General features: G+C 66.5%; 11 protein-coding genes and 2 tRNA genes. 9 read left to right on the forward strand and 4 right to left on the reverse strand.

All coding sequences use genetic code 11. From position 1 onward, the window contains the following. Nucleotides 1–33 precede the first annotated feature (33 nt). Together AC5RWO_RS20880 and AC5RWO_RS20885 are read left to right on the forward strand one after the other, a co-directional pair. Nucleotides 34–2,622 carry a 5'-nucleotidase C-terminal domain-containing protein gene (locus tag AC5RWO_RS20880; protein ID WP_498733770.1) on the forward strand — a complete coding sequence of 863 codons (2,589 nt, stop codon included), beginning with the start codon at nt 34–36 and terminating at the stop codon, nt 2,620–2,622. Nucleotides 2,623–2,721: 99 nt separating this feature from the next. Beyond that, nucleotides 2,722–5,301 carry an ExeM/NucH family extracellular endonuclease gene (locus tag AC5RWO_RS20885; protein ID WP_498733772.1) on the forward strand — a complete coding sequence of 860 codons (2,580 nt, stop codon included), beginning with the start codon at nt 2,722–2,724 and terminating at the stop codon, nt 5,299–5,301. Between the two features lie 17 nt (nt 5,302–5,318). Here AC5RWO_RS20885 and AC5RWO_RS20890 read toward each other — a convergent pair whose 3' ends face one another. Beyond that, entirely contained in the window at nt 5,319–7,298 is a 1,980-nt protein-coding gene (locus tag AC5RWO_RS20890) for an FAD/NAD(P)-binding protein (protein WP_498733774.1), read from the reverse strand. Between the two features lie 130 nt (nt 7,299–7,428). On the opposite strand from AC5RWO_RS20890, the gene AC5RWO_RS20895 reads away from it, so the two are divergent. Beyond that, complete coding sequence (locus AC5RWO_RS20895; protein WP_498733776.1) at nt 7,429–9,504, forward strand: prolyl oligopeptidase family serine peptidase; 2,076 nt, start codon at nt 7,429–7,431, stop codon at nt 9,502–9,504. A 94-nt stretch (nt 9,505–9,598) separates the two neighbouring features. Then, nucleotides 9,599–9,687: transfer RNA gene (locus AC5RWO_RS20900), tRNA-Ser, on the forward strand. Between the two features lie 137 nt (nt 9,688–9,824). Here the strand turns inward: AC5RWO_RS20900 and AC5RWO_RS20905 are convergent. Next, nucleotides 9,825–11,987 (reverse strand): RecQ family ATP-dependent DNA helicase, encoded by a 2,163-nt coding sequence (locus tag AC5RWO_RS20905; protein ID WP_498733778.1) that lies wholly within the window; start codon nt 11,985–11,987, stop codon nt 9,825–9,827. A 70-nt stretch (nt 11,988–12,057) separates the two neighbouring features. Between AC5RWO_RS20905 and AC5RWO_RS20910 the strand changes: the two genes are divergently transcribed. The 4 genes from AC5RWO_RS20910 to AC5RWO_RS20925 all read left to right on the forward strand — a co-directional run bounded on the left by AC5RWO_RS20910 (nt 12,058) and on the right by AC5RWO_RS20925 (nt 15,713). Then, nucleotides 12,058–13,467, forward strand: coding sequence for a phosphomannomutase/phosphoglucomutase (locus AC5RWO_RS20910; RefSeq protein WP_498733781.1), 1,410 nt, complete (start codon nt 12,058–12,060; stop codon nt 13,465–13,467). A gap of 3 nt (nt 13,468–13,470) precedes the next feature. Then, nucleotides 13,471–13,941: a hypothetical protein gene (locus tag AC5RWO_RS20915; protein ID WP_169992935.1), complete on the forward strand. Its 471-nt coding sequence runs from the start codon at nt 13,471–13,473 to the stop codon at nt 13,939–13,941. Between the two features lie 41 nt (nt 13,942–13,982). Continuing rightward, nucleotides 13,983–14,432: an RrF2 family transcriptional regulator gene (locus AC5RWO_RS20920; RefSeq protein ID WP_498733783.1), complete on the forward strand. Its 450-nt coding sequence runs from the start codon at nt 13,983–13,985 to the stop codon at nt 14,430–14,432. Nucleotides 14,433–14,540: 108 nt separating this feature from the next. Next, complete coding sequence (locus AC5RWO_RS20925) at nt 14,541–15,713, forward strand: globin domain-containing protein (protein ID WP_498733785.1); 1,173 nt, start codon at nt 14,541–14,543, stop codon at nt 15,711–15,713. Nucleotides 15,714–15,796: 83 nt separating this feature from the next. Here the strand turns inward: AC5RWO_RS20925 and AC5RWO_RS20930 are convergent, their stop codons facing one another. Together AC5RWO_RS20930 and AC5RWO_RS20935 are read right to left on the reverse strand one after the other, a co-directional pair. Then, nucleotides 15,797–18,349 (reverse strand): PEP/pyruvate-binding domain-containing protein, encoded by a 2,553-nt coding sequence (locus AC5RWO_RS20930; protein WP_498733787.1) that lies wholly within the window; start codon nt 18,347–18,349, stop codon nt 15,797–15,799. A 125-nt stretch (nt 18,350–18,474) separates the two neighbouring features. Next, complete coding sequence (locus AC5RWO_RS20935; protein WP_498733789.1) at nt 18,475–20,316, reverse strand: phosphoenolpyruvate carboxykinase (GTP); 1,842 nt, start codon at nt 20,314–20,316, stop codon at nt 18,475–18,477. Between the two features lie 317 nt (nt 20,317–20,633). Between AC5RWO_RS20935 and AC5RWO_RS20940 the strand changes: the two genes are divergently transcribed. Further along, nucleotides 20,634–20,710: transfer RNA gene (locus AC5RWO_RS20940), tRNA-Arg, on the forward strand. Nucleotides 20,711–21,201 lie beyond the last annotated feature (491 nt).

Consider the following 21,201-nt stretch of genomic DNA (forward strand, 5'->3'; position numbering starts at 1 on the left):
ACTGGAGATACCGTGCCAAAGGCTGCTTCATCTATGAAGGCCACGCTGGGCGCTGCATTGTCGATCGGCCTGCTGGCCGCTCCCTTCGCAGCCGTGCCCGCCGTGGCAAACGAATCCGATCCGGAACCGACCACGGCCTCGTCGCCTGCGGTACCCGGGCAATCCGGCACCGAGGACGAGCCGGAGACCACTCCGGCAACCGAGCCGGATCCCACACCGACTCTGGCTCCGACAACGGGCACGCCCATCGATCCGGCTCCGGAACCGGAAGAGGGCGCCGATCTGGAGGACTCCGGGACTGCCGAACCCGCTGCGGAAGCCCCAGCCGGGGAACCAGCGGAGGAGCCTGCGGAGGCACCGCTGGAAACGCCCGCCGAAGACCAACAGGTTGAGACGCAGGATGTAGGCGACACCTATGAGCTGAACCTGCTGGGTATCAACGACTTCCATGGCCGCATTGACGACAACACGGTGAAGTTTGCCGGCACCGTCGAACAGCTGCGGGAGCAGAACCCGGATGGCACGCTCTTTACTTCTGCTGGCGACAACATCGGGGCTTCGCTGTTCGCCTCGGCTTCCCAGGACGACCAGCCGACCATCGATGTTCTGAACGCGCTGGAACTGGCGACGACCGCCGTCGGCAATCATGAGTTCGACAAGGGCTTCGAGGACCTGGACGGGCGCGTTTCCACCAGCTCCAGCTACCCGCAGCTTGGCGCCAACGTGTATTCGAAGGGCACCACGACTCCCGCCCTGCAGGAATACGCCCTGGTCGAGGTGGACGGACTGACGGTTGGCGTCATCGGTGTGGTGACGCAGGAAACCTCGACGCTGGTCAGCCCCGGCGGCATTTCCACGCTGGACTTCGGCGATCCCGTGGCAGCCGTCAACCGTGTTGCTGCCGAGCTGACGGACGGCGCCGGCGACGAAGCAGACATCATTCTGGCGTCGTACCACGAGGGCGCCGCCACCGGTGCGAGCCTGGACGCTGCGCTGGGCAGCGCCGTCTTTGCACGCATCGCCAACGAGACCTCGGCCGAGGTGGACGCGATCTTCACCGGGCACACACATCAGGCCTACACCTTCGACGCTCCCGTACCCGGTGCCGCCGGCGAAACCCGGCCCATCGTCCAGACCGGGCAGTACGGCGAGAACATCGGCCAGATCCAGCTCAGTGTCACCGAGGGCGAGGAAAACGGCGAGGCGACCTTCGATGTCACCAGCTACGAGACGGCCCTTGTCCCCCGCGTGGCGATCCCGGACGAGGACGCTGCGAATGCGGACGAGCTAAACAAGGCCCTCGATGACGAGCTGGCTGGCAGGTACCCCCGGGTAGCCGAAGTCCGGACGATCGTCGACGCAGCCCTGGCCGAAGCCGAAGTGGTGGGGGCACGGCCGGTCGGCTCCGTGAGGGGCGACATCACCACGGCCTTCACCCCCGACGGCGAGGACGAGGATACGCTGCCTGAGCGCGACGACCGCGCCTCCGAATCCACGCTGGGCAACCTGGTGGCGGACTCGCTGGTGGAAACACTCTCGGCCGAGGGACTGGGCGGCGCCGAGATCGGTGTAGTCAATCCGGGCGGCCTGCGCTCCGAGCTCTACTACGCGCCGGACGGAACCATCACGTTCGCCGAGGCCAACGCGGTGCTGCCGTTCGTGAACAACCTGTGGACCACCACGCTCACCGGCGCCCAGTTCAAGACGCTGCTGGAGCAGCAGTGGCAGCTGGATGCCGACGGCAATGTGCCCAGCCGCCCGTTCCTGCACCTGGGCCTTTCGGACAACGTCAACTACACCTACGATCCGGACGCCGAACAGGGCAACCACATCACCGGCGTGTGGATCAACGGCGAGCAGCTGGACGAAGCCCGCGGGTACCGAATCGGCACGTTCAGCTTCCTGGCACAGGGCGGGGACAACTTCCACGTCTTCAACGAGGGCACCGATACCCGGGATTCCGGCCTGATCGACCGTGATGCATGGATCGCTTACCTGGAGCAGAACAGCCCGCTGTCCCCGTCCTTCGACCGCCGCGCGGTGGCCCTCACGGGGGTGCCCGCCACGGTTGAACCGGGCCAGCAGGTCTCCTTCGAGGTCTCCAAGCTGGACCCGACATCGCTGGGCGCTCCGGTCAACACCGAGCTGACGCTGCGTTACGAACCGGCCGACAGCGGCGCCAGCGCCTTTGCCCGCTCTGTTCCGGCCGCGGCGCTGCCCGCAACGCTGGGCACTTTCGATGTGGCCGACGGGGCCGCACCCGTCTCCTTCACCGTTCCGGACGAGTTGAGCGGGGGCATCTTTACGCTCACCGCGGCCGAGTCCGGCACGCTGGTGCGGCTGCCGATCGAGGTCCCGGTGGCTGAGCTTCCCGCCGATGACGGCCCCGGCCAGAACGGCGACGATGCCGGCAACGACCAACCCGGTGATCGGACCGATGACAACGCCGACGATCTGCCCGGCGTCGCAACCGGTTCAAACGACGACGGCGGTGCCCTCGCCTACACGGGTGTCAGCGGCGTCCTGCCGCTCGGCATCGGCGCGCTGGTACTGCTGGCGGGCGGAATGGCGACTTTAGTAGCGGCCCGCAGACGTGGCCCGGCGGCTCCCGCCGAGCACTAGCACCACACCAGTGAGGGTTTTCTTCTGCGGAAGGAAGCCCTCACTCTTGTGCCGAAGACCTCCCCCATCCTTGATCCCCAAACCAAGAGGAAGAGAACCATGACCCCCAAGTCAGGTAAGACCGCGCCAGGCAGACCAGTGCTGGGAGCGGTTGCCGCCGCAAGCCTCCTCGCCGGAGCACCGCTGGCAGCGCTGTCCGCACTGCCGGCGAGCGCGGCGGAACCGGCGGACACCGCCGTCGTAATCAATGAGGCGTACGTCAACGGCGGAAGCCGCAACGCGCCCTATACCCATAAGTTCGTGGAGCTGTTCAACACGACGGACTCCCCCGTCAGCCTGGACGGCATGTCCCTGCAGTATCGCTCGGCCACAGGCACCGAAAATCCGAACGGCGTGGTGCAACTGCGCGGCACGATCCCGGCCAATGGCCACTTCCTAGTCGAGGGCGGCAGCAACGGCGCTAACGGTGTTGCCCTGCCGGAGCCGGACATCTCCAGCGGCGCGCTGAATCCGTCCGGAACGTCCGGCACCCTTGTGCTGGCCGACCAGCCGGGCGCATTGGACGGACTGGCTACCGGTTCAGTGACCGATGACGAGCGGGTGCTGGATCTACTGGGCTACGGCAGCTCCAACACCTTCGAGACCTCGGCCGCGCCATCGCCCGGCGGGAGCACGAACCCGCTCTCGATGAACCGTACCGAGGGCGCGGACACCAACGCCAACTCCGCCGACTTCACCTTGAGCGACCAGGTCACGCCGACCAATTCCGGTGGAACCGGTGCCGAACCCGGTCCTGAACCCGATCCCGAGCCGGAGCCGCAACCGGCCGATGAACGGACCATCGCCGAGATCCAGGGCACGTCGGACGTCTCGCCGCTGGCCGGCCGGAACGTGACAACCCGCGGCATAGTGACGGCGGTGTACCCGGAGGGCGGGTTCAACGGATACTACATTCAGACCCCGGGAACCGGCGGGGACATCGACGCGGACCATGCAGCGTCGCACGGCATTTTCGTCTTCTCCTCCGCCACGGTGGACGAGGTTGCCCTCGGCGACCACGTCGAGGTCACCGGCGGGGTCAGCGAATACTACGGGTTGACCGAGCTGACCGTTGAAGAGGGCGGGCTGGTCCGGCTGGACGAAGCGGCCGAGCAAGTGAAGCCTGCCGCCATCGAGTGGCCCGCCAGCGACGGCGAGCGGGAGAAGTTCGAAGGCATGCTGCTTGATCCGCAGGGCAGCTTTACCGTGACGGACAACTACTCGCTGAACCAGTACGGCGAGATCGGCCTGGCCGTGGGCGACCAGCCGCTGGTTCAGCCCACCGCTGTCGGCACCTACGGCTCGGACGAGTTCTGGGCTGAAACAGAGAAAAATGCCGCGCATTCCGTGACCCTGGACGACGGTGCCAGCATCAACTATCTGGGCTCCGACGCCAACAAGGACATCCCTCTGCCGTACCTGACCCCGGAAACCCCTGTCCGGGTGGGCTCACCGGCATCCTTCGACACGAGCGTGGTGTTGGACTACAGGTTCGGCCTGTGGCGTTTCCAACCGCTGACCCAACTGACCGCAGCCAACGGCGAAACGGTCCAGCCGGCGTCGTTCTCCGATACCCGCACGCAGGCGCCGGAGGAGGTCGCCGGCAACGTGAAGATCGCCTCCTTCAACGTGCTGAACTACTTCACCACCACCGGCGACCAACTGGACGACTGCAACGCCTACACAGACCGGGACGGTAACCCGATCACCGCCCGGAACTGCGACGCCCGCGGCGCCTACGACGCCGAGAACCTCGAACGGCAGGAGGCCAAGATCGTCGCCGCGATCAACGCCCTGGGCGCGGACGTCGTCGCCTTCGAGGAGATCGAGAACTCCGCACAGTTCGGCAAGAACCGGGACGATGCCCTGGCCACGCTGACCGCCGCCCTGAACGAGGGCCTCGCCGCCGACGGCGAAGACGCAGCATGGGACTACGTCCGTTCACCGGAAGAGCTGCCCGCGCTGGAGGACGAGGACTTCATCCGCACGGCCTTCATTTACAAGAAGGACGCCGTGCAGACCATCGGCGAATCCGTCATCCACAACGACACGGAGGCCTTTGCCAACGCCCGCAAGCCGCTGGCCCAGACCTTCAAAGTCAAGCACGGCGACGCGGACACGAAGTTCATTGTGGTGGCCAACCACTTCAAATCCAAGGGCTCCGCTCCGTCCTCGGGCGAAAATGCAGACCACGGCCAGGGCGCGTGGAACGTAGCCCGCACAGAGCAGGCGGAATCCCTGGTGGACTTCGCCGGGACGATGCAGGAGCGGTTCGGCACGGAGAAGGTCTACCTCACCGGTGACTTCAACTCCTATGCGCAGGAAGATCCGATCCGCGTCCTGACGGAGGCCGGCTACATCGACCAAGGCGCCAAGACCGGCGAGCACAGCTACAACTTCGACGGCATGGTGGGCTCGCTGGACTACATCTTCGCTTCACCCGAGGCCGACACCGTGGTGGAAGGCGCGGACATCTGGAACATCAACTCGGTGGAGTCGATCGCGCTGGAATACAGCCGGTACAACTACAACGTGACCGATTTCTACGCCCCGGACATGTTTCGGGCCAGCGACCACGACCCGATCGTCGTCGGCCTGGCCCTGCCGACCGCGCAGGACAAGGCGCACAGCAAGCGGTAGGGGCAGGAGGAAACCCGTCAGGAAGGGCCCGCGGCAGAGCCGGCCTCGACCCGGGCGGCACCGGCGGGCTCGGCCGCATCCAGGATGGCGCGCGCAATATCGTCCGCGTCCTTCAGGGTGCGGCCGCCCTGGCGCACCGGCGCACCGGCTTCCGCGGCAATGGATGTCCCCCACTGCACCGAGGACAGCTGCAGCCCCAGCACATAGAGGTTCTCCACGGGCCGGCCGTTGATCCCGACTGGGCGGTACGGCGGCCGGGTGACATCCAACCCCGACGTCGGAACCGGCGCCCCTTCGGCACCGAGCATCTGCTTAGGCCGGACCAGCCCGGCCTCCAGCAGGTGGCGCAGCAGCACGGAGCGGTTCTGCGCCACCCGGTTGGCCGGCATCATGGCTTCCATCAGATACGTCGCCGAGTACGCAGCGCCAACAACCCAGGGCGAAGTGGCCCGGAACTGTTCGGTCTCCGGATCTACTTCGAACTGCGGATCCGGTCCCACGAACTCGACAATTCCGGCGCGGGCGAGCGCCGCCAACTGCTCGATCCGCTGGGCCGGCGGTCCGCTCGCGAGGCCTTCCACCAGCGGCTCGAACCAGCCCCGCAGCTCGGCGAGCCAGGATTCGTCGGTCAGTCCGCCGTCGGCCACAATCTCCTTGAGCAGGCTACGCCCGGCGTTCAGCGCCCCGATGGCCATCTTCAACGGGTCGTCCTCGCCCAGCGCCGAGCCGGCCGCATCCGCCTCAAGATAAGCGACCATGGCCTGCTGGTACTCCTGTGCGGAGGCGAACTTCCGTCCCGCGAAGGGCCGGGCCAGCGCCTCGACGTCCAACAGCCTCCCCGGCTCAATGTGTTCGTCCAGGTACCCGCGGATACGGTTGCGCAGGGTTGGGCTGCCCGGAACGGTTTTCTGGTCCAGCAGCTCCTGAAGCCCGGCCAGGAATTCGCGCGGATGCCCGTTGATGCTCCCGGGCTCCACCCTCGCCAGCGTGGCATAGTACGTCCACAGCACGTCGCGCTGCAGCAGCGGCCACAGGTCGTGGTCGAAACCCGGCTGCACCCCGGCGTCCGCAAACAGCCGCGCGGCGGACGGCGTGAAATAGCGAAGTTCGACGCCGGCAGGTAGGTAACTCTGCAGCCTCGCCTTGGCGCGGTACGGGGTGCCGCGCCGAGAACCGGCTACCAGCTTCGGCTCCTTGCCGGAGGGCACGTACCGCATGGGCTCAGTGTCCGACGCCGGCAGGAACGTTCCGCCCCGGCCTTGGGTCAACTGGATCATCACGTCGAAGAAGTTCAGACCCAGGCCGCGGACCAGCATGGTGCGGCCCGCCGGGATACGGCTGAAGTCGAGATCCGCCGGCACATTCGGCGGCAGGTAGTGCAGGCCGTACCGCGCGGCCTCGTCCTGCAGGTTCTGTTGTTCGGGGTTCAGCGCGGCAGGCAAATGCCCCAGCGCCAGCACCACCGCGTCCGCGTCCACAGTGCTGCCGTCGGCGAGGGTCAGCCGGCTGGTGCCGTCGATCCGGTGCAGGTGGGTGGCCTCAGTCGCGTGGACGTGGACCAGCACGTGGTTTCCGGCCGCCTCGTTCAGCCGGGCGAACGTCCAGGCCAGGTACCTTCCGTACAGTGCCCGGCTGGGGAAGTCCGAAGCCGTGAGCGACCGGGCCTCGTCTACGTCCTCCGGCGGCACATCGCTGATGCTCCCGGCAACGACGGCGGTCCGCCAGGCCTCGAAGGACATCCCGGCCACCGGTGCGGCGTCCAGTTCCCCGGTCGGCACCACGGTGGGGAACAGCGAGGGGGTGTTCATCAGGAACAGCCGGGACTGGCCGGCACGCCAGACGTGGCCGGGGCCCGGCGGGTACGGATCAATGAGATGGATGTGCAGCCGGTCGGTCTCGCCACGGTCCCGGTGATTGGCTACCAAACGTTCCAACACGGAGGTGCCGCGCGGGCCTGCACCCACGATAGCCACCCGGTAGCCGCGCTGAGATTCCATGCCTTCTAGCGTAACCGGGCCCGCGCACTCGCCCGCTCGTGGCCCCTCCGGCTGCCTCCCACCAGGCCGCGACGGCTCACTTGCCTGACCCCGACGGCTTGGTTGCCCGGTCCTGCCTAGGATGGGAAGCATGACTCAGGAGCCCACCCACCTGCCCGACGACGAGTTCCGCTGGCTCGAAGACATTTACGGCGAGAAGCCGCTGGACTGGGTCCGCGACCAAAACGCCCGTACCCAGGCCAAGCTGGTAGACGAGAAGTTCCTGGAGCTGGAGCAAAGCGTGCTCGAGGTGCTGGACTCGGAGGACCGGATTCCTGCCGTCACCAAGCGCGGCAACTTCTACTACAACTTCTGGCGGGACAAGACGAACCCCCGCGGCCTCTGGCGGCGCACTACGTGGGAGAGCTACCTGCAGGACTCGCCCGAGTGGGACGTCCTGCTGGACGTCGACGCGCTGGCCGCGGCCGAAGGGACGGAATGGGTCTTCGCCGGTTCGCAGTTCCTCCGCCCCGCGGACGGCACCAGCTACCGGAGCGCGCTGCTGCGGCTCTCCCCTGACGGCGGGGACGCGGTCACGCTGCGCGAGTTCGACGTCGAAACCCGCAGCTTCGTGAACGGCGGCTTCGAGATTCCCGCCGCCAAGACCTACGCCAGCTGGCTGGACGAGGACACCATCCTGCTCGGAACGGACTTCGGTCCCGGCAGCATGACCACGTCCTCCTACCCGCGCACCAGCCGGATCCTGCGCCGCGGCCAGAGCCCGGCGGACGCCGAACCGTATTTCGAAGTGCCCGCCGAGCATATGCTGGCGCAGGCCGTCCACGACTCCACACCCGGTTTCGAGCGCGAGATCGCGGTAGACGTGATCGATTTCTTCAACTACCGCAACTACCTCAGGCGCGACGGCGGATGGCTGCCCATCGACGTGCCCACGGATGTGGAGGTCGGCTTCCACAAACAGTGGCTGACCCTGCGCCCGCAGACCGACTGGCAGCCTGCCGGCACCGACACCACCTACCCGGCGGGCTCGCTGCTGGCCGTCGGGCTCGAGGATTTCCTCGCCGGCAGCCGCGACCTCATCGCCCTCTTCACGCCGGATGCCGGCACCTCGCTGCAGTCCTGGAGCTGGACGCAGAACTTCCTGCTGCTGAACCTGCTGCAGGACGTCTCCTCGCAGGTGCTGGTCCTGGACCCGGCGAAGAACTGGGCGGCCGTGGAACTCGATGCCTGCCCGCCACTGCATTCGGTGGACGCCTCGGCCGTGGACGATGAGGACAGCGACGACTACTGGCTGGTGGCCACGGGCTTCCTCACGCCGTCCACGCTCTCCCGCGGCACCGTGGCAGATCACCCCGCGACGGCGGTGAAGTCGTCGCCGTCGTTCTTTGATGCCTCCGGCTACACGGTGGAGCAGCATTTCGCCGTGTCCGAGGACGGCACCAAGATCCCGTATTTCCAAGTGGGACCCAAAGACCTTACGTACGACGGCGGCAATCCCACCCTGCTCTCGGGCTACGGCGGGTTCGAGGTCAGCAGGACGCCCGCCTACAGCGGGACCGTCGGGCGGGCCTGGCTGCAGCAGCGCCCGGCGGACGGGCGCGGCGGAGTGTACGTGCTCGCCAACATCCGCGGCGGCGGCGAGTACGGCCCGGCCTGGCACCGCGCCGCACTGCAGGCGAACCGGCACCGGGCCTACGAGGATTTCGCGGCCGTCGCGCAGGATCTGAAGGACCGCGGCGTGACCCGGCGGGAGCGTCTGGGCTGCTCGGGCGGTTCCAACGGCGGGCTGCTGGTGGGGAACATGCTCACCCGGTACCCGCACCTGTTCGGGGCGGTCTCCTGCGGGGTCCCGCTGCTGGACATGGCCCGCTATACGAAGCTGTCCGCGGGGTATTCGTGGGTTGCCGAATACGGCGACCCGGAGGACCCGGCGCAGTGGGACTTCATCCGCACCTTCTCGCCGTACCACCTGCTTGAGCCGGGAACCGACTACCCGGACACCTTGATCTGGACGGCAACCTCGGATGACCGGGTCGGACCGGTGCAGGCACGGAAGATGGCGGCCCGGATGCGGGCCATGGGCGTGCAGAATGTCTGGTTCCACGAAGCGCTCGAAGGTGGCCATGCCGGCGCCAGCGACAACAAACAGGCCGCCCGCCTGCAGACGCTGTCCAACACCTTTCTGTGGAACGCGCTCACCGATTGAGGCCCGCAGACCGGCGGCGGAGACCACCTGTTGGCGCCCGTTTTGATCTGGCCCCGTTATCTGGGTAATCTTGATGGGCTGGCAACAGCATCTTGGAGACGTGCCAGAGCGGCCGAATGGACTTCACTGCTAATGAAGGGTCGGGGTTAAACTCGACCGGGGGTTCAAATCCCCCCGTCTCCGCGTTTGGCCCCTGCAGTTCCGCGAGGAACCGCAGGGGCCTTTTGCGTTTCCACGCGGCGTTCCGCGGAGTCTGAGGCCCCACCCGCCCCGGCGACAGGGCGGGCAGGTGGGCACGGGGGCCTCTCAGCCCCGCGCCATCAGGCCTTCAGAGCCAGGGCGAACGGCAGCACGGCCTCGGCTCCGGCCCGGCACAACGTGCGGCCGGCAACCGTAACGGTCCACCGGCTGTCCGCCAGATCATCCACCAGCAGAACCGGCCCCGGGTTGGCCGCGAACCATTCGGCTCCACCGGCCGGCACCTCGAACTGATCCCAGACGTCGGCCAAACGGTACGCGCTGTTGCCGCCCGGGCCGCTCTTCGGACCACCGCCGGGCATGGACAGAGCGCCCAGGTAGGGCATCCGCCCGATGCTGGCCAATCCTTCTGCCAGCGAACCGACCAGTTGCGGGCGGGTCCGGGACGGCACGCTGACCACCGCGACGGGCCGCTGGGCCCAGCCCCATTCCGCGAGCACGCGGACGCAGGCCTGCAGGGTCAGCTGGTCCAGCGGCCGGTCCGGCGCCTGATCAGACAACAGTTCGCGCAGTTTGCCGCCCCAGCCCAGATCCGTCAGACGGGCCAGCGCACGGCCGGGCAGGTTCGCCTCCGCCGGTCCGATCTTGCCTTTGACCTCCACACCGAGCCGGTTCATGCCGGTGGGCCACATGGCACGCGGATCCAGTTCGACACCCACCCGGTGCAGGGCCGCATCGGCGCTTTCCGTGGCGGACTCGGCCACCGATTCCGCGTACCAGCGGCCGGCGCAGTTATCGCAGCGGCCGCACGGTGCCGCCGCCGGATCGTCCAGCTCCCGGGAGAGGAATTCCATCCGGCAGCCGGTGGTGTTCTCGTAATCCAGCATGGAGTTCTGCTCCGCGACGCGCGCCTTGGCAATGCGCTCGTAGCGCTCGCGGTCATAATCCCAGGGCTGCCCGGTGCCTTCCCAGCCGCCCGAGACCCGCTGTACGGCCCCGTCCACGGCCAGCACCTTGAGCAGCAGCTCCAGCGGGGAGCGCTTGAGATTGACCCGGGTTTCCAGCGCAGCGGTGGACAGCACGATCCCCGGCTGCGCCAGTTCCCGCAGCACGGCCAGCGCGATGTCCTCGTTCGGCATGGACGCGGTGGCGAAGTACTCCCAGATGTCGCGGTCTTCGCGGCCGGGCAGCAGCAAGACGTCAGCGTTCGGCGTTCCGCGGCCGGCGCGGCCCACCTGCTGGTAGTACGCCACCGGCGACGACGGCGCCCCGAGATGCACCACGAATCCCAGGTCCGGCTTGTCGAACCCCATGCCCAGCGCGCTGGTGGCGACCAGTGCCTTGACCCGGTTGTCTTTAAGCGCCGCCTCGGCAGCCTCGCGGTCCGCCGGGTCCGTCCGGCCGGTGTAGGCAAGCACTTCGTGGCCCGCCTCACGCAGCAGCCGGGCGGTGTCCTCGGCGTTGGAAACGGTCAGGGCGTAGATGATGCCGCTGCCGGGCAGCTCGTGCAAATGCGTCAGCAGCCAGCCCAGCCGTGCCCTTGCATTGGGCAGGCGCAGCACGCCCAGACGCAGCGATTCCCGGGCCAGCGGCCCGCGGATGGTCAGCACCTGTCCGTCGGCCGCAACGTCGCCGGCAAGGGCCGCGGCACCAAGCTGTTCTTCGATGTCGTGGACCACGCGCGAGTTTGCTGTCGCGGTAGTGGCCAGTACCGGCACGGATGCGGGCAACTGCTCGATCAGGTCCCGGATACGCCGGTAGTCGGGGCGGAAATCATGGCCCCAGTCCGAGATGCAGTGAGCCTCATCGATCACCAGCAGACCCGAGCTGCGGATCAGCTCAGGCAGCTGTTCATCACGGAACCGCGGATTGTTCAGCCGCTCCGGGGAGACCAGCAGGACATCCACGCTGTTGCCCGCCAGTTTGGCTCGGATGTCGTCCCATTCCAACTGGTTGGCCGAGTTGATGGCGGCGGCGCGGACCCCGGCGCGTTCGGCCGCGGAGACCTGGTCCCGCATCAGCGCGAGTAGCGGGGAGACGATCAGGGTCGGCCCGGCGCCCCGGGCACGCAGCAGCAGGCTTGCCACGAAGTAGACGGCGGACTTTCCCCAGCCCGTCCGCTGGACCACCAGCGCCCGCCGGCCGCCGGCCACCAGAGCTTCCACAGCCTCGAACTGCCCCGAGTGGAACTGTGCCTCCGGATTTCCCACCAGCCGGCGGAGGATTTCGGTTGCTTCTTCCCGAAGGTCGGTTACCTGTCCGGTCATGCTCTGCAAATCAGCCATTACCCCAGTATTACAGCCGCGCCTGACAGTCCTGTCGGTTATCCACAGGGGTTCCTTATAAGCTAGGGCGGTGACGAGTCTCGATCTTAGTGTTTCTTTCCAGGAGTCCTTCAAGGCGTACGACGTGCGCGGCATCGTTGGCGAAACGATTACCGCGGCCACGGTGGAGGCCACCGGCGCCGCGTTTGTGGACGTCCTCGGACTGGCCGGTCAGACCGTCTTGGTCGGCGGGGACATGCGCCCGTCCTCCCCCGAATTCGCCCGGGCCTTCGCCCGCGGCGCCGCGGCCCGCGGCGCGAACCCGAAGATGCTGGGCCTGATCTCCACGGACGAGCTCTACTTCGCCTGCGGCACCCTGTCCGCGGCCGGCGTCGTCTTCACCGCCTCGCACAACCCGGCCGAATACAACGGCATGAAAATGGCCCTGCCCGGCGCCGTCCCGGTCTCCTCCGACACCGGACTCTTCGAGATCCGCGACACCGCGGCCCGCTACCTTACCGACGGCATCCCCGCCTCCGACCCCGGCACGCTCAGCGAACAGGACGTGCTGGCCGACTACGCCGCCTACCTGCGCTCCCTGGTTGACCTCTCCGGTTCCCGGCCTCTGAAGGTCGTGGTCGACGCGGGCAACGGCATGGCCGGGCTGACCACCCCCGCGGTCCTGGGCGACGGCGTGCTTCCGGCCCTGCCGCTGGAAATCATCGAACTGTACTTCGAGCTCGACGGCACGTTCCCGAACCATCCGGCCAACCCGCTGGAACGGGAAAACCTGCGCGACCTGCAGGCCGCCGTCGTCGCCCACGGCGCGGACATCGGCCTGGCGTTCGACGGCGACGCGGACCGCTGCTTCGTGATCGACGAAACCGGCAACCCGGTCTCCCCCTCCGCCGTCACCGCACTGGTGGCCCGCCGAGAAATCGCCCGCGCCAAGGCCGCTGGCGAGCACACCCCGGTCATCATCCACAACCTGATCACCTCCCGCGCCGTGCCCGAACTCGTCGCCACCGACGGCGGCCGCGCCGTGCGCACCCGGGTGGGGCATTCCTTCATCAAGGCCGTGATGGCCGCCGAAGGCGCCGTGTTCGGCGGGGAGCACTCCGCGCACTACTACTTCCGCGACTTCTTCAACGCCGACACCGGCATGCTCGCCGCGATGCACGTCCTCGCCGCCCTCGGCGAACAGAACCAGCCGCTCTCCGCCCTCGCGCACGAGTACGAGCCCTACGTCTCCTCCGGCGAAATCAACTCCAAAATCGAGGACAAGGACGCCGCCGTCGCCCGCGTCCGCGCCCGGTTCTCCGGCGACGACGTGGACATCGACGAACTCGACGGCGTGACCTTCACCGCCCGCGACGGCTCCTGGTGGTTCAACCTCCGCCCGTCCAACACCGAACCCTTCCTGCGCCTGAACGCAGAAGCCATCGACACCGCAACACTGGACAAGGTCCGGGACACCGTCCTGGGACTGGTAAGGGAATAACCAATGAGCACAGAGGGCACTTCGTGGCGCGAAGGCATAGAACCTGAGGTCCTGAACGACATCGACACGCTCTTCGGTACCGGCCTGGGCATGGCACAGGAGCAACTGGAAGAACACGGCGCCTTCCTGCCGGTGGGCCTGGTGATGACCACAGACGGCGAGCTGCGACTGATCGCCGTCCAGCCCGAGGACATCGAGGGCGATGAAGAATCCGACGAGGTGGACGCGGATGCCATGATCCAGGACATCTACACCGCGCTGCAGCAGGAGAAGTCGCAGTTCCGCGCCATCGCGGTGATCAGCGACATCTATTTGCCCGACAATGACACGGACGCCATCCACGTCGCCACCGAGCATTCGTGGGGAGCCGCCATCGCGGCCATCCAGCCCTACAGCCATGACGACGACGGCGAATGGACCTACCCGGATCCGTTCATCGACCCGCAGGACCGGATCGTCTGGCCGCCCGCCTAAGACCGGACGGAGCATCCACGCGGCGGCGTTAGAATGCCTGCATGCGGATCAATGCCTTCTCTGACGTGTGCCTGCGCGCCCTCATGCTGCTCAGCGCCTCGCCCGAAGGCGAACTGCTGACCACCCAGGCCATCGCCGACGGCGTCGGGACTCCCTACAACCACGTCAGCAAAGCAGTTCTGAAACTGCGCTCCCTCGGCCTCGTGGACGCGGTCCGCGGCCGCTCCGGAGGCGTGCGTTTGAGCGCCAAAGGGCGTACGACGGCGGTGGGCTGGCTGCTGCGCGAACTGGACGAGCGCGAAGACCCCGTCGACTGCGAAAGCGCCGCCGGTAACTGCCCGATGAGCAACAACTGCGGCTTGCGCGGGGCCCTGCGCCGCGCCCGCGAGGCCTTCTACCGCGAGCTCGACGATCTGGTCGTCTCGAGCCTGCCGCATCAGGCTCAAATGGAGCCGGTTCTTGTGATGTTGGGCACACGCCGCCAACCCTAGCTGCGAAAAATCAAAGAACTTTCTACACGCGGTAGAAATGTGGATTTAAACCAGCATTTTGAATGCTACTTTTGAGGCGTCAACCACCTTCTGACCCAAGGAGTAACGATGCTCTCGGAGAAGTCCCGCCCCATCATTGAAACCACCCTCCCCCTCGTGGGCGAGCGGTTGGGGAGCATTACACCGAACTTTTACAGCCGCCTGTTCGCGGCGCATCCGGAACTCCTGGACGGGCTTTTCAGCCGCGCCAACCAGCGCAACGGGGAGCAGCAGAAGGCCCTGGCCGGCTCCATCGCCGCCTTCGCCTCCGCTCTGATCGCCAACCCGGACCTGATCCCCGAGACCATGCTCAGCCGCATCGCCAACAAGCACACCTCGCTGGGCATCACCGAAGATCAGTACGAGATCGTCTACAAGTACCTCTTCGAAGCCCTCGCCGAAGAGCTGGCCGATGTGATCACAGCCGAGATCGCCGAAGCTTGGACCGAGGTCTACTGGTTGATGGCCAATGCCCTGATCAAGATCGAAAAGCGCCTCTACACACAGCAGGCTAACAACAAGATGTGGACGCCGTGGAAGGTCGTGGAGAAGAACCAGGCCGGCACCGGGTCCATGACGTTCGTCCTTGAGCCGGCGGATGACACCCCGGTCACCGTCGCCCGCCCCGGCCAGTTCGTCAGCGTCAAGGTCCAGCTGCCCGACGGCCTGCGCCAGGTCCGCCAGTACTCGCTCTCCGCCGACGTCGACTCCACGGACCGCCGCGTCTTCACCACCAAGCTCGACGACGGCGGTGACGTCTCCCCCGTGCTCCACCGGAACGTCCAGGTCGGCGATGTACTCGAGCTGTCCAACCCCTACGGCGACGTCACCCTGGACGAGGGCGACACTCCGGTGGTCTTCGCGACGGCAGGCATCGGCTGCACCCCGTCCGCATCCGCGCTGCGCTCCCTGGCCCGGCAGGGTTCCAGCCGCGAAGTAATGGTGCTGCACGCGGAAAAGAACCTGGAGGCCTGGGCCCTCCGCGACCAGATGGTCAACGACATCGAAAAGCTCGACGGCGCCAACCTCAAGCTGTGGCTCGAGGAACCGGCCGAAGGCGCAAGCACAGGCTTCATGTCCCTGCAGGATGTCGTACTGCCGGCCGATGCCTCCGTCTACGTCTGTGGCCCGCTGCCGTTCATGCAGTCCATCCGCAGCCAGGCGATCGATGCCGGCATCCCCGCCACCAAGATCCACTACGAGGTCTTCGGTCCGGACCTCTGGCTCGCCTCGGCCAACTAAGGCCCGTCGAAGAACCAGCCACCATCCCAACGACGGCGGCCCGGAAACGTCCGGGCCGCCATCGTTGTTAAGCGCACTCATCGTCAAGTAAGCTCATTGCCGGCAGGAACAACCAGGCCTGCCGACCCATCGACCAGCACCTGCTGGCCGTCCTGCAGCACCTTGGTTCCGGTGCCGGTTCCCATCACCGCCGGAATGCCGTACTCGCGGGCCACGATCGCGGCGTGCGAGCCGAGGCCGCCGGCATCCACGACGACGGCGGCGGCTCGCTGGAACAACGGCGTCCACGAGGGATTGGTGTACGGGCACACCAGGATCTCCCCGCTGGCCAGGGTGCCGAAATCCGCCGGCGAGCGGATCACCCGGACCCGTCCGGCTGCCCGGCCCGCACTGGCTGCTGTGCCGGAAACCAGCGCATTCCCCTGCCTGCGCCTGCCGGCGAAGAGGGCATCCATCGGCAGCAGCGGGATGCCTTCGAGCTCGCGGCGTTTTGCCTCGCGGGCAAGCACCATGCGGCGGTACCGCTCGCGTTCGGCGGCCGGCAGCGCCCCGCCGTCGCCGTCCCCACCGCCGCCGCCGCCGATTGTCATCGTTTGGAGTTCGTCGAATCGCAGGTGGTGGACTTGGTCCGGTGAGTCCAGCACACCGGCCGCGGCGAGCCTCCGCCCGAGCTCCCGCAGCGCCCGGCGCAGCGGTGGCAGCAGCTTCGTGGCATAGAAGTGGGTGTCTTCGCGGAACGCTATGCCCGTTTTGGCAGCCGCGACGGCGTCAAGAACCTGGCGCCGGAGCGGCCCGATCCGGAGGGCGGGATGGCGCTCCAGCTCCCGCAGGGCCTGTCCGGTCTGGTCAGCGCCCTGGTGCCGCTCGCCCAACATCGCCTTGACCAGGCCGAGCAGCACGTCGGGAGCGCCGGACCAGGTGGGTGCGCTGCTGAGGACAACGCTCACTGTCTCGCGGTGGCCGTACTCCGCCAGGAAAGCGTCGAAATCGGCGCGGAAGCCGGCGAACTCCGGCTCCGCCAGCCGGACGAGCAAGTCCGCTGGGGCCAGCTCGTCGAACGCCGCGGACAGGACTGGATCGCGTCGGACGCCTTCCGCCAGCTGCTCAATGCCGCGGTTAGCCTGGCTGGTGCGGGTTTCGGCTCCGGCGATCAGCGCGGAAGCCAGCCGGGGTTTGCCCAGCAGCAGCAATAACAGCCGCAGCTTCGCCTGCGGGACAAAGGCACCAGGCAGATAGGAAGCTCGCAGTTCGGTAATCCAGTGGATCGCGGCAAAGGCGTCCTCGGCCAGCTGGATGACGTCCTGCCAGCGCAGCGGCTCCGGATCCAGGGCATTCAGCTGCTCCACCTCGGCCAGGAAGGCGGTGAACCGGCCGTCCTCGGTCCACTTTTCCGGCTTGAACCGACGGACGCGCAGGGCGATGTACAAGGGCGCGGCCAGAGTCCGGAGCGTCGGCCGCGGGATCGGCGGGACCAGCCGGACCACAACCCCGTCCTCTTCCGGCAACAGCTGTTGAATGCTCGGGAAGCGGACGCCGACACTGCCGGCCATGTCCCGGAGCATGGCGCCGATTCCCCGGTCCAGCCAGCCGGAAACGTCCAACGGGAACGGACGCTGCGTGAACATCTCCAGGAAGAACGGCCCCATCAGCTTCTGGAACCGGTTCAATTTCCCCGGCTGCGGCGGCAAGGCCGTCATCGGGCGGGATTGCAGAACATACAGCCGGCCCCCGGCTATCGCCCACTCCATGTCCTGCGGTCGACCGAACAGCTCCGCCGCCTGCTCCACCAGCTGCGCGAGTTGCGCGAGCTGTGCCGGACTAAGCGGCGGCTGTAGCTCCGCGGCGCCCTGAGCCTCGACACGGCTGTGCCCCTCGCCGGCACCTCGGCTCCCGCGGGTTCCGCCGTCGTCGTACGCGTGAATCACCACTTCACGTCGACCAGGGGCATAAGCCGTCAGGCGTCCGGCACCGTCGAGAACATAATGGTCCGGGGTGACCAGGCCGGAGACCACCGCCTCCCCCAGCCCGCTGCTGGCATCCACGACAATCTCATCCCGGGCACCGGTTACCGGGTTCGCGCCGAACATCACGCCGGCAATCTCCGCCGGAACCATCTCCTGAACGACGACGGCGATGGCCACCTCATGCGGATCGATCCCCCGCCGCTGGCGGTACGCGATCGCCCGGTCCGTCCAGAGCGAGGCCCAGCAATCCGCCACGGCATTGATCACTGCATCCGCACCGACAACATTGAGGTAAGTGTCCTGTTGGCCGGCGAAGGCCGCGCCCGGCAGGTCCTCGGCTGTGGCACTCGACCGCACGGCTACCAGTTTCGACCCCAGCTGTGCATACGCATCCGCTACTGCAACCCGGATTTCTGGCGGAACGGCCGTGGCGGCAAATTCCGCCCTGATGCTGGCGCCGTCCACGCCGGACTGCAGCAGTTCTGCCAGATTCGCACCCAGCGGGGTGGAGTCCAGCAGGGCGGCGTAGGCCCTGGTCGTAACGACGAAGCCATCCGGCACGGGAAAGCCGTTTCGGATCAGCTCGCCAAGGTTGGCACCCTTGCCTCCCGCCAAAGCGATATCCCCGGCGTCGAACCCCGCCAAGCGTCCAACAAGTGCGCTTTGAGTCATTCCGAGGCTCCTCCGGGGGTCGCGGGCGGCGGTCCTCTACAAGATACGCCCGAAGCCAGTTAAAAGAAGCAGGCCCCGACTCAATTGTCGGGACCTGCTTCCGTATGGCCTAGCGGCAGGGAACCTTACGCGGCGAAGCGTTCCTGCAGCACCTTCAGCTGTGCGGACAGCTGCTCCGGCAGGGACTCGCCGAAGCGGGCGTACCATTCCTCGATGCCCTTGAGCTCTTCGGCCCATTCAGCAGGATCAACCTTGACGGCTTCCTCAACCTGTTCCGGCGTCATGTCCAGACCGGTGAGATCGAGGGAGTCCGGCGTCGGCACGAAGCCGATCGGCGTTTCCGTGGCGTCGGCCTTGCCTTCGATGCGCTCGATTGCCCACTTCAGCACTCGGGAGTTGTCCCCGAAGCCCGGCCAGGCGAAGCCACCGTCGGCCGTGCGGCGGAACCAGTTGACCAGGAAGATCTTGGGCAGACGCTCCTGATTGCCCTTGCCAGAAACGGTGATCCAGTGGCGCAGGTAGTCGCCAGCGTCGTAACCCATGAAGGGCAGCATGGCCATCGGATCGCGGCGGACCACGCCCACGGCACCTGCTGCAGCAGCAGTGGTTTCCGAGGACAGCGTGGAGCCCATGAAGATGCCGTTGGTCCAGTCGCGGGCCTCGGTGACCAGGGGGATGGTGGTCTTGCGGCGGCCACCGAAGAGGATGGCGTCGATGGCGACGCCCTGCGGGTCGTGGTACTCCGGTGCCAGCATGTCGACCTGGTCGATGGGCGTGCAGAACCGCGAGTTCGGGTGCGCGGCGGGACGGCCGGCCTCCCGGGTCCATTCGTTGCCCTGCCAGTCGGTCAGGTGCTCGGGAACCTCATCCGTCATTCCTTCCCACCAGACGCCGCCGTCGTCGGTCAGTGCCACGTTGGTGAAGATGGAGTTGCCCTTGGCAATGGCGCGCATGGCGTTGGGGTTGGTGCTCCACCCCGTACCCGGTGCAACACCGAACAGGCCAGCCTCGGGGTTGACTGCCCGCAACTCGCCGTCCTTGCCAAAGCGCATCCAGTTGATGTCGTCACCGAGGGTCTCGGCCTTCCAGCCTTCGATGGTCGGATCCAGCAGGGCCAGGTTGGTCTTGCCACACGCAGACGGGAACGCCGCAGCGATGTGGTACGCCTTGTTCTCCGGGCTGGTCAGCTTAAGGATGAGCATGTGCTCGGCAAGCCAACCCTCGTCGCGGGCCATGACGGACGCGATGCGCAGGGAGTAGCACTTCTTGCCCAGCAGCGCGTTGCCACCGTAGCCGGAACCGTAGGACCAGATGGAGCGCTCCTCGGGGAAGTGGACAATCCACTTCTCCTCGTTGCACGGCCACGGGACATCCTGCTGACCCGGCTCCAGCGGAGCACCGACGGAGTGCAGTGCCGGCACGAAGAAGGCATCCAGCTCTTCGATCTTGCGCAGCACATCCGAGCCAATGCGGGCCATGATGCGCATGGAGGCGACCACGTAAGCGCTGTCGGTAATTTCGACGCCGAACTTCGGATCTTCTGCGTCCAGGTGTCCCATGACGAACGGGATCACATACATGGTGCGGCCACGCATGCTGCCGGCGAAGCGCTCCCGCAGGATGCCCTTCATCTTGGCCGGATCCATCCAGTTGTTGGTGAAGCCGGAGTCGCGTTCGTTCTCCGAGCAGATAAACGTCCGCTCTTCGACGCGGGCCACGTCCTTGGGATCGGAGGAGCCGGCAAAGGAGTTCGGGAACAACTCGGGGTTCAGCCGCTTGAGTGTGCCGGCCTCGACCAGTTCATCCGTGAGTTGCTTGTACTCTGCTTCGGAACCGTCCACCCAATAGACTGAGTCAGGCTGCGTCAGCTCGGAAACTTCGGCAACCCAGGCCAGAAGCTTGGCATGTGTAGTTGGTGCGTTCTTGAGTGTTTCGTCAAGAACCGGCTGACGCGCGTTATCGCCCATGACTCTTCCCTTTCTCGGGCCAGTGGTGTGTATTGATGCTATGGGCCGTGGGGTAGACCGGACTGCAGCTTTGTAACGCGCAGCACTGTTCAGAGTGACAGTCAACCGCGGAAAATCAAGGTTTTTCGATTCGAGCTCCTCGATTTAAGTGATAAAGGTCATATAGACCGGTCTAGTTCACACTAGTCACCGACCGTCGCAATGCGGAGCCAGCCGCATGATTCCGTGGGTTTATGAGGAGTGGCGATCCTCACCCTAGCGCCGATTTGGTGACCGGAAGGAAACACGCTAGAGTTATATCCGGCCGCGAGGCCAAAGCGCCCATAGCTCAGCTGGATAGAGCGTCTGTCTACGGAACAGAAGGCCGGGGGTTCGAATCCCTCTGGGCGCACCACTTGAGATGAGGCTCGGTCAACATTTGACCGGGCCTCATTTTTGTTTCCGGAACCGTCGATTTGCGAACGGTGCCTCATCAGGCTGACTTCCTGCATCAGCCGACTCTTACATCACCCGGCCGACCGCTTGCGAAACTTCTGATGAGCCGCCTGCTTGCTCACGCCCAGGACTGCGGCAATGGCCGCCCAACTGACGTCGGCGTTCCGAGCTTGCAGCACCCAGTAGTGCTCCTGCCGCTCCAATTGCAATCGGGCCGTGCGGATAGCGCCGAGCTCCTGCAGAGGATCGCCACCTTCTGCTTGGCTTAGATCAGTTTTTGAGGCCATGCCGTCAGGTTACGTTGACGACATATGCACGTCAATCATTTTCAGAAGGGCAGTGGGGTGTAGAGGTCCGGTGGTGGTGGTTCGGCTGGTGGGCGGATGGACCAACTGTTTTCCGGCGTGCTGGTCCATTCGTGGCCGGTACGCGATTTCCAAACGGTGCTGC

The sequence above is a fragment of the Arthrobacter sp. B055-34 genome (genome assembly GCF_059090425.1).

Coding starts and splice junctions, on each gene's coding strand:
- AC5RWO_RS20885 (WP_498733772.1), top strand. CDS start 2,722: ATGACCCCCAAGTCAGGTAAGACCGCGCCAGGCAGACCAGTGCTGGGA.
- AC5RWO_RS20915 (WP_169992935.1), top strand. CDS start 13,471: ATGAGCACAGAGGGCACTTCGTGGCGCGAAGGCATAGAACCTGAGGTC.
- AC5RWO_RS20895 (WP_498733776.1), top strand. CDS start 7,429: ATGACTCAGGAGCCCACCCACCTGCCCGACGACGAGTTCCGCTGGCTC.
- AC5RWO_RS20880 (WP_498733770.1), top strand. CDS start 34: ATGAAGGCCACGCTGGGCGCTGCATTGTCGATCGGCCTGCTGGCCGCT.
- AC5RWO_RS20890 (WP_498733774.1), bottom strand. CDS start 7,298: ATGGAATCTCAGCGCGGCTACCGGGTGGCTATCGTGGGTGCAGGCCCG.
- AC5RWO_RS20935 (WP_498733789.1), bottom strand. CDS start 20,316: ATGGGCGATAACGCGCGTCAGCCGGTTCTTGACGAAACACTCAAGAAC.
- AC5RWO_RS20920 (WP_498733783.1), top strand. CDS start 13,983: ATGCGGATCAATGCCTTCTCTGACGTGTGCCTGCGCGCCCTCATGCTG.
- AC5RWO_RS20925 (WP_498733785.1), top strand. CDS start 14,541: ATGCTCTCGGAGAAGTCCCGCCCCATCATTGAAACCACCCTCCCCCTC.
- AC5RWO_RS20905 (WP_498733778.1), bottom strand. CDS start 11,987: ATGGCTGATTTGCAGAGCATGACCGGACAGGTAACCGACCTTCGGGAA.
- AC5RWO_RS20930 (WP_498733787.1), bottom strand. CDS start 18,349: ATGACTCAAAGCGCACTTGTTGGACGCTTGGCGGGGTTCGACGCCGGG.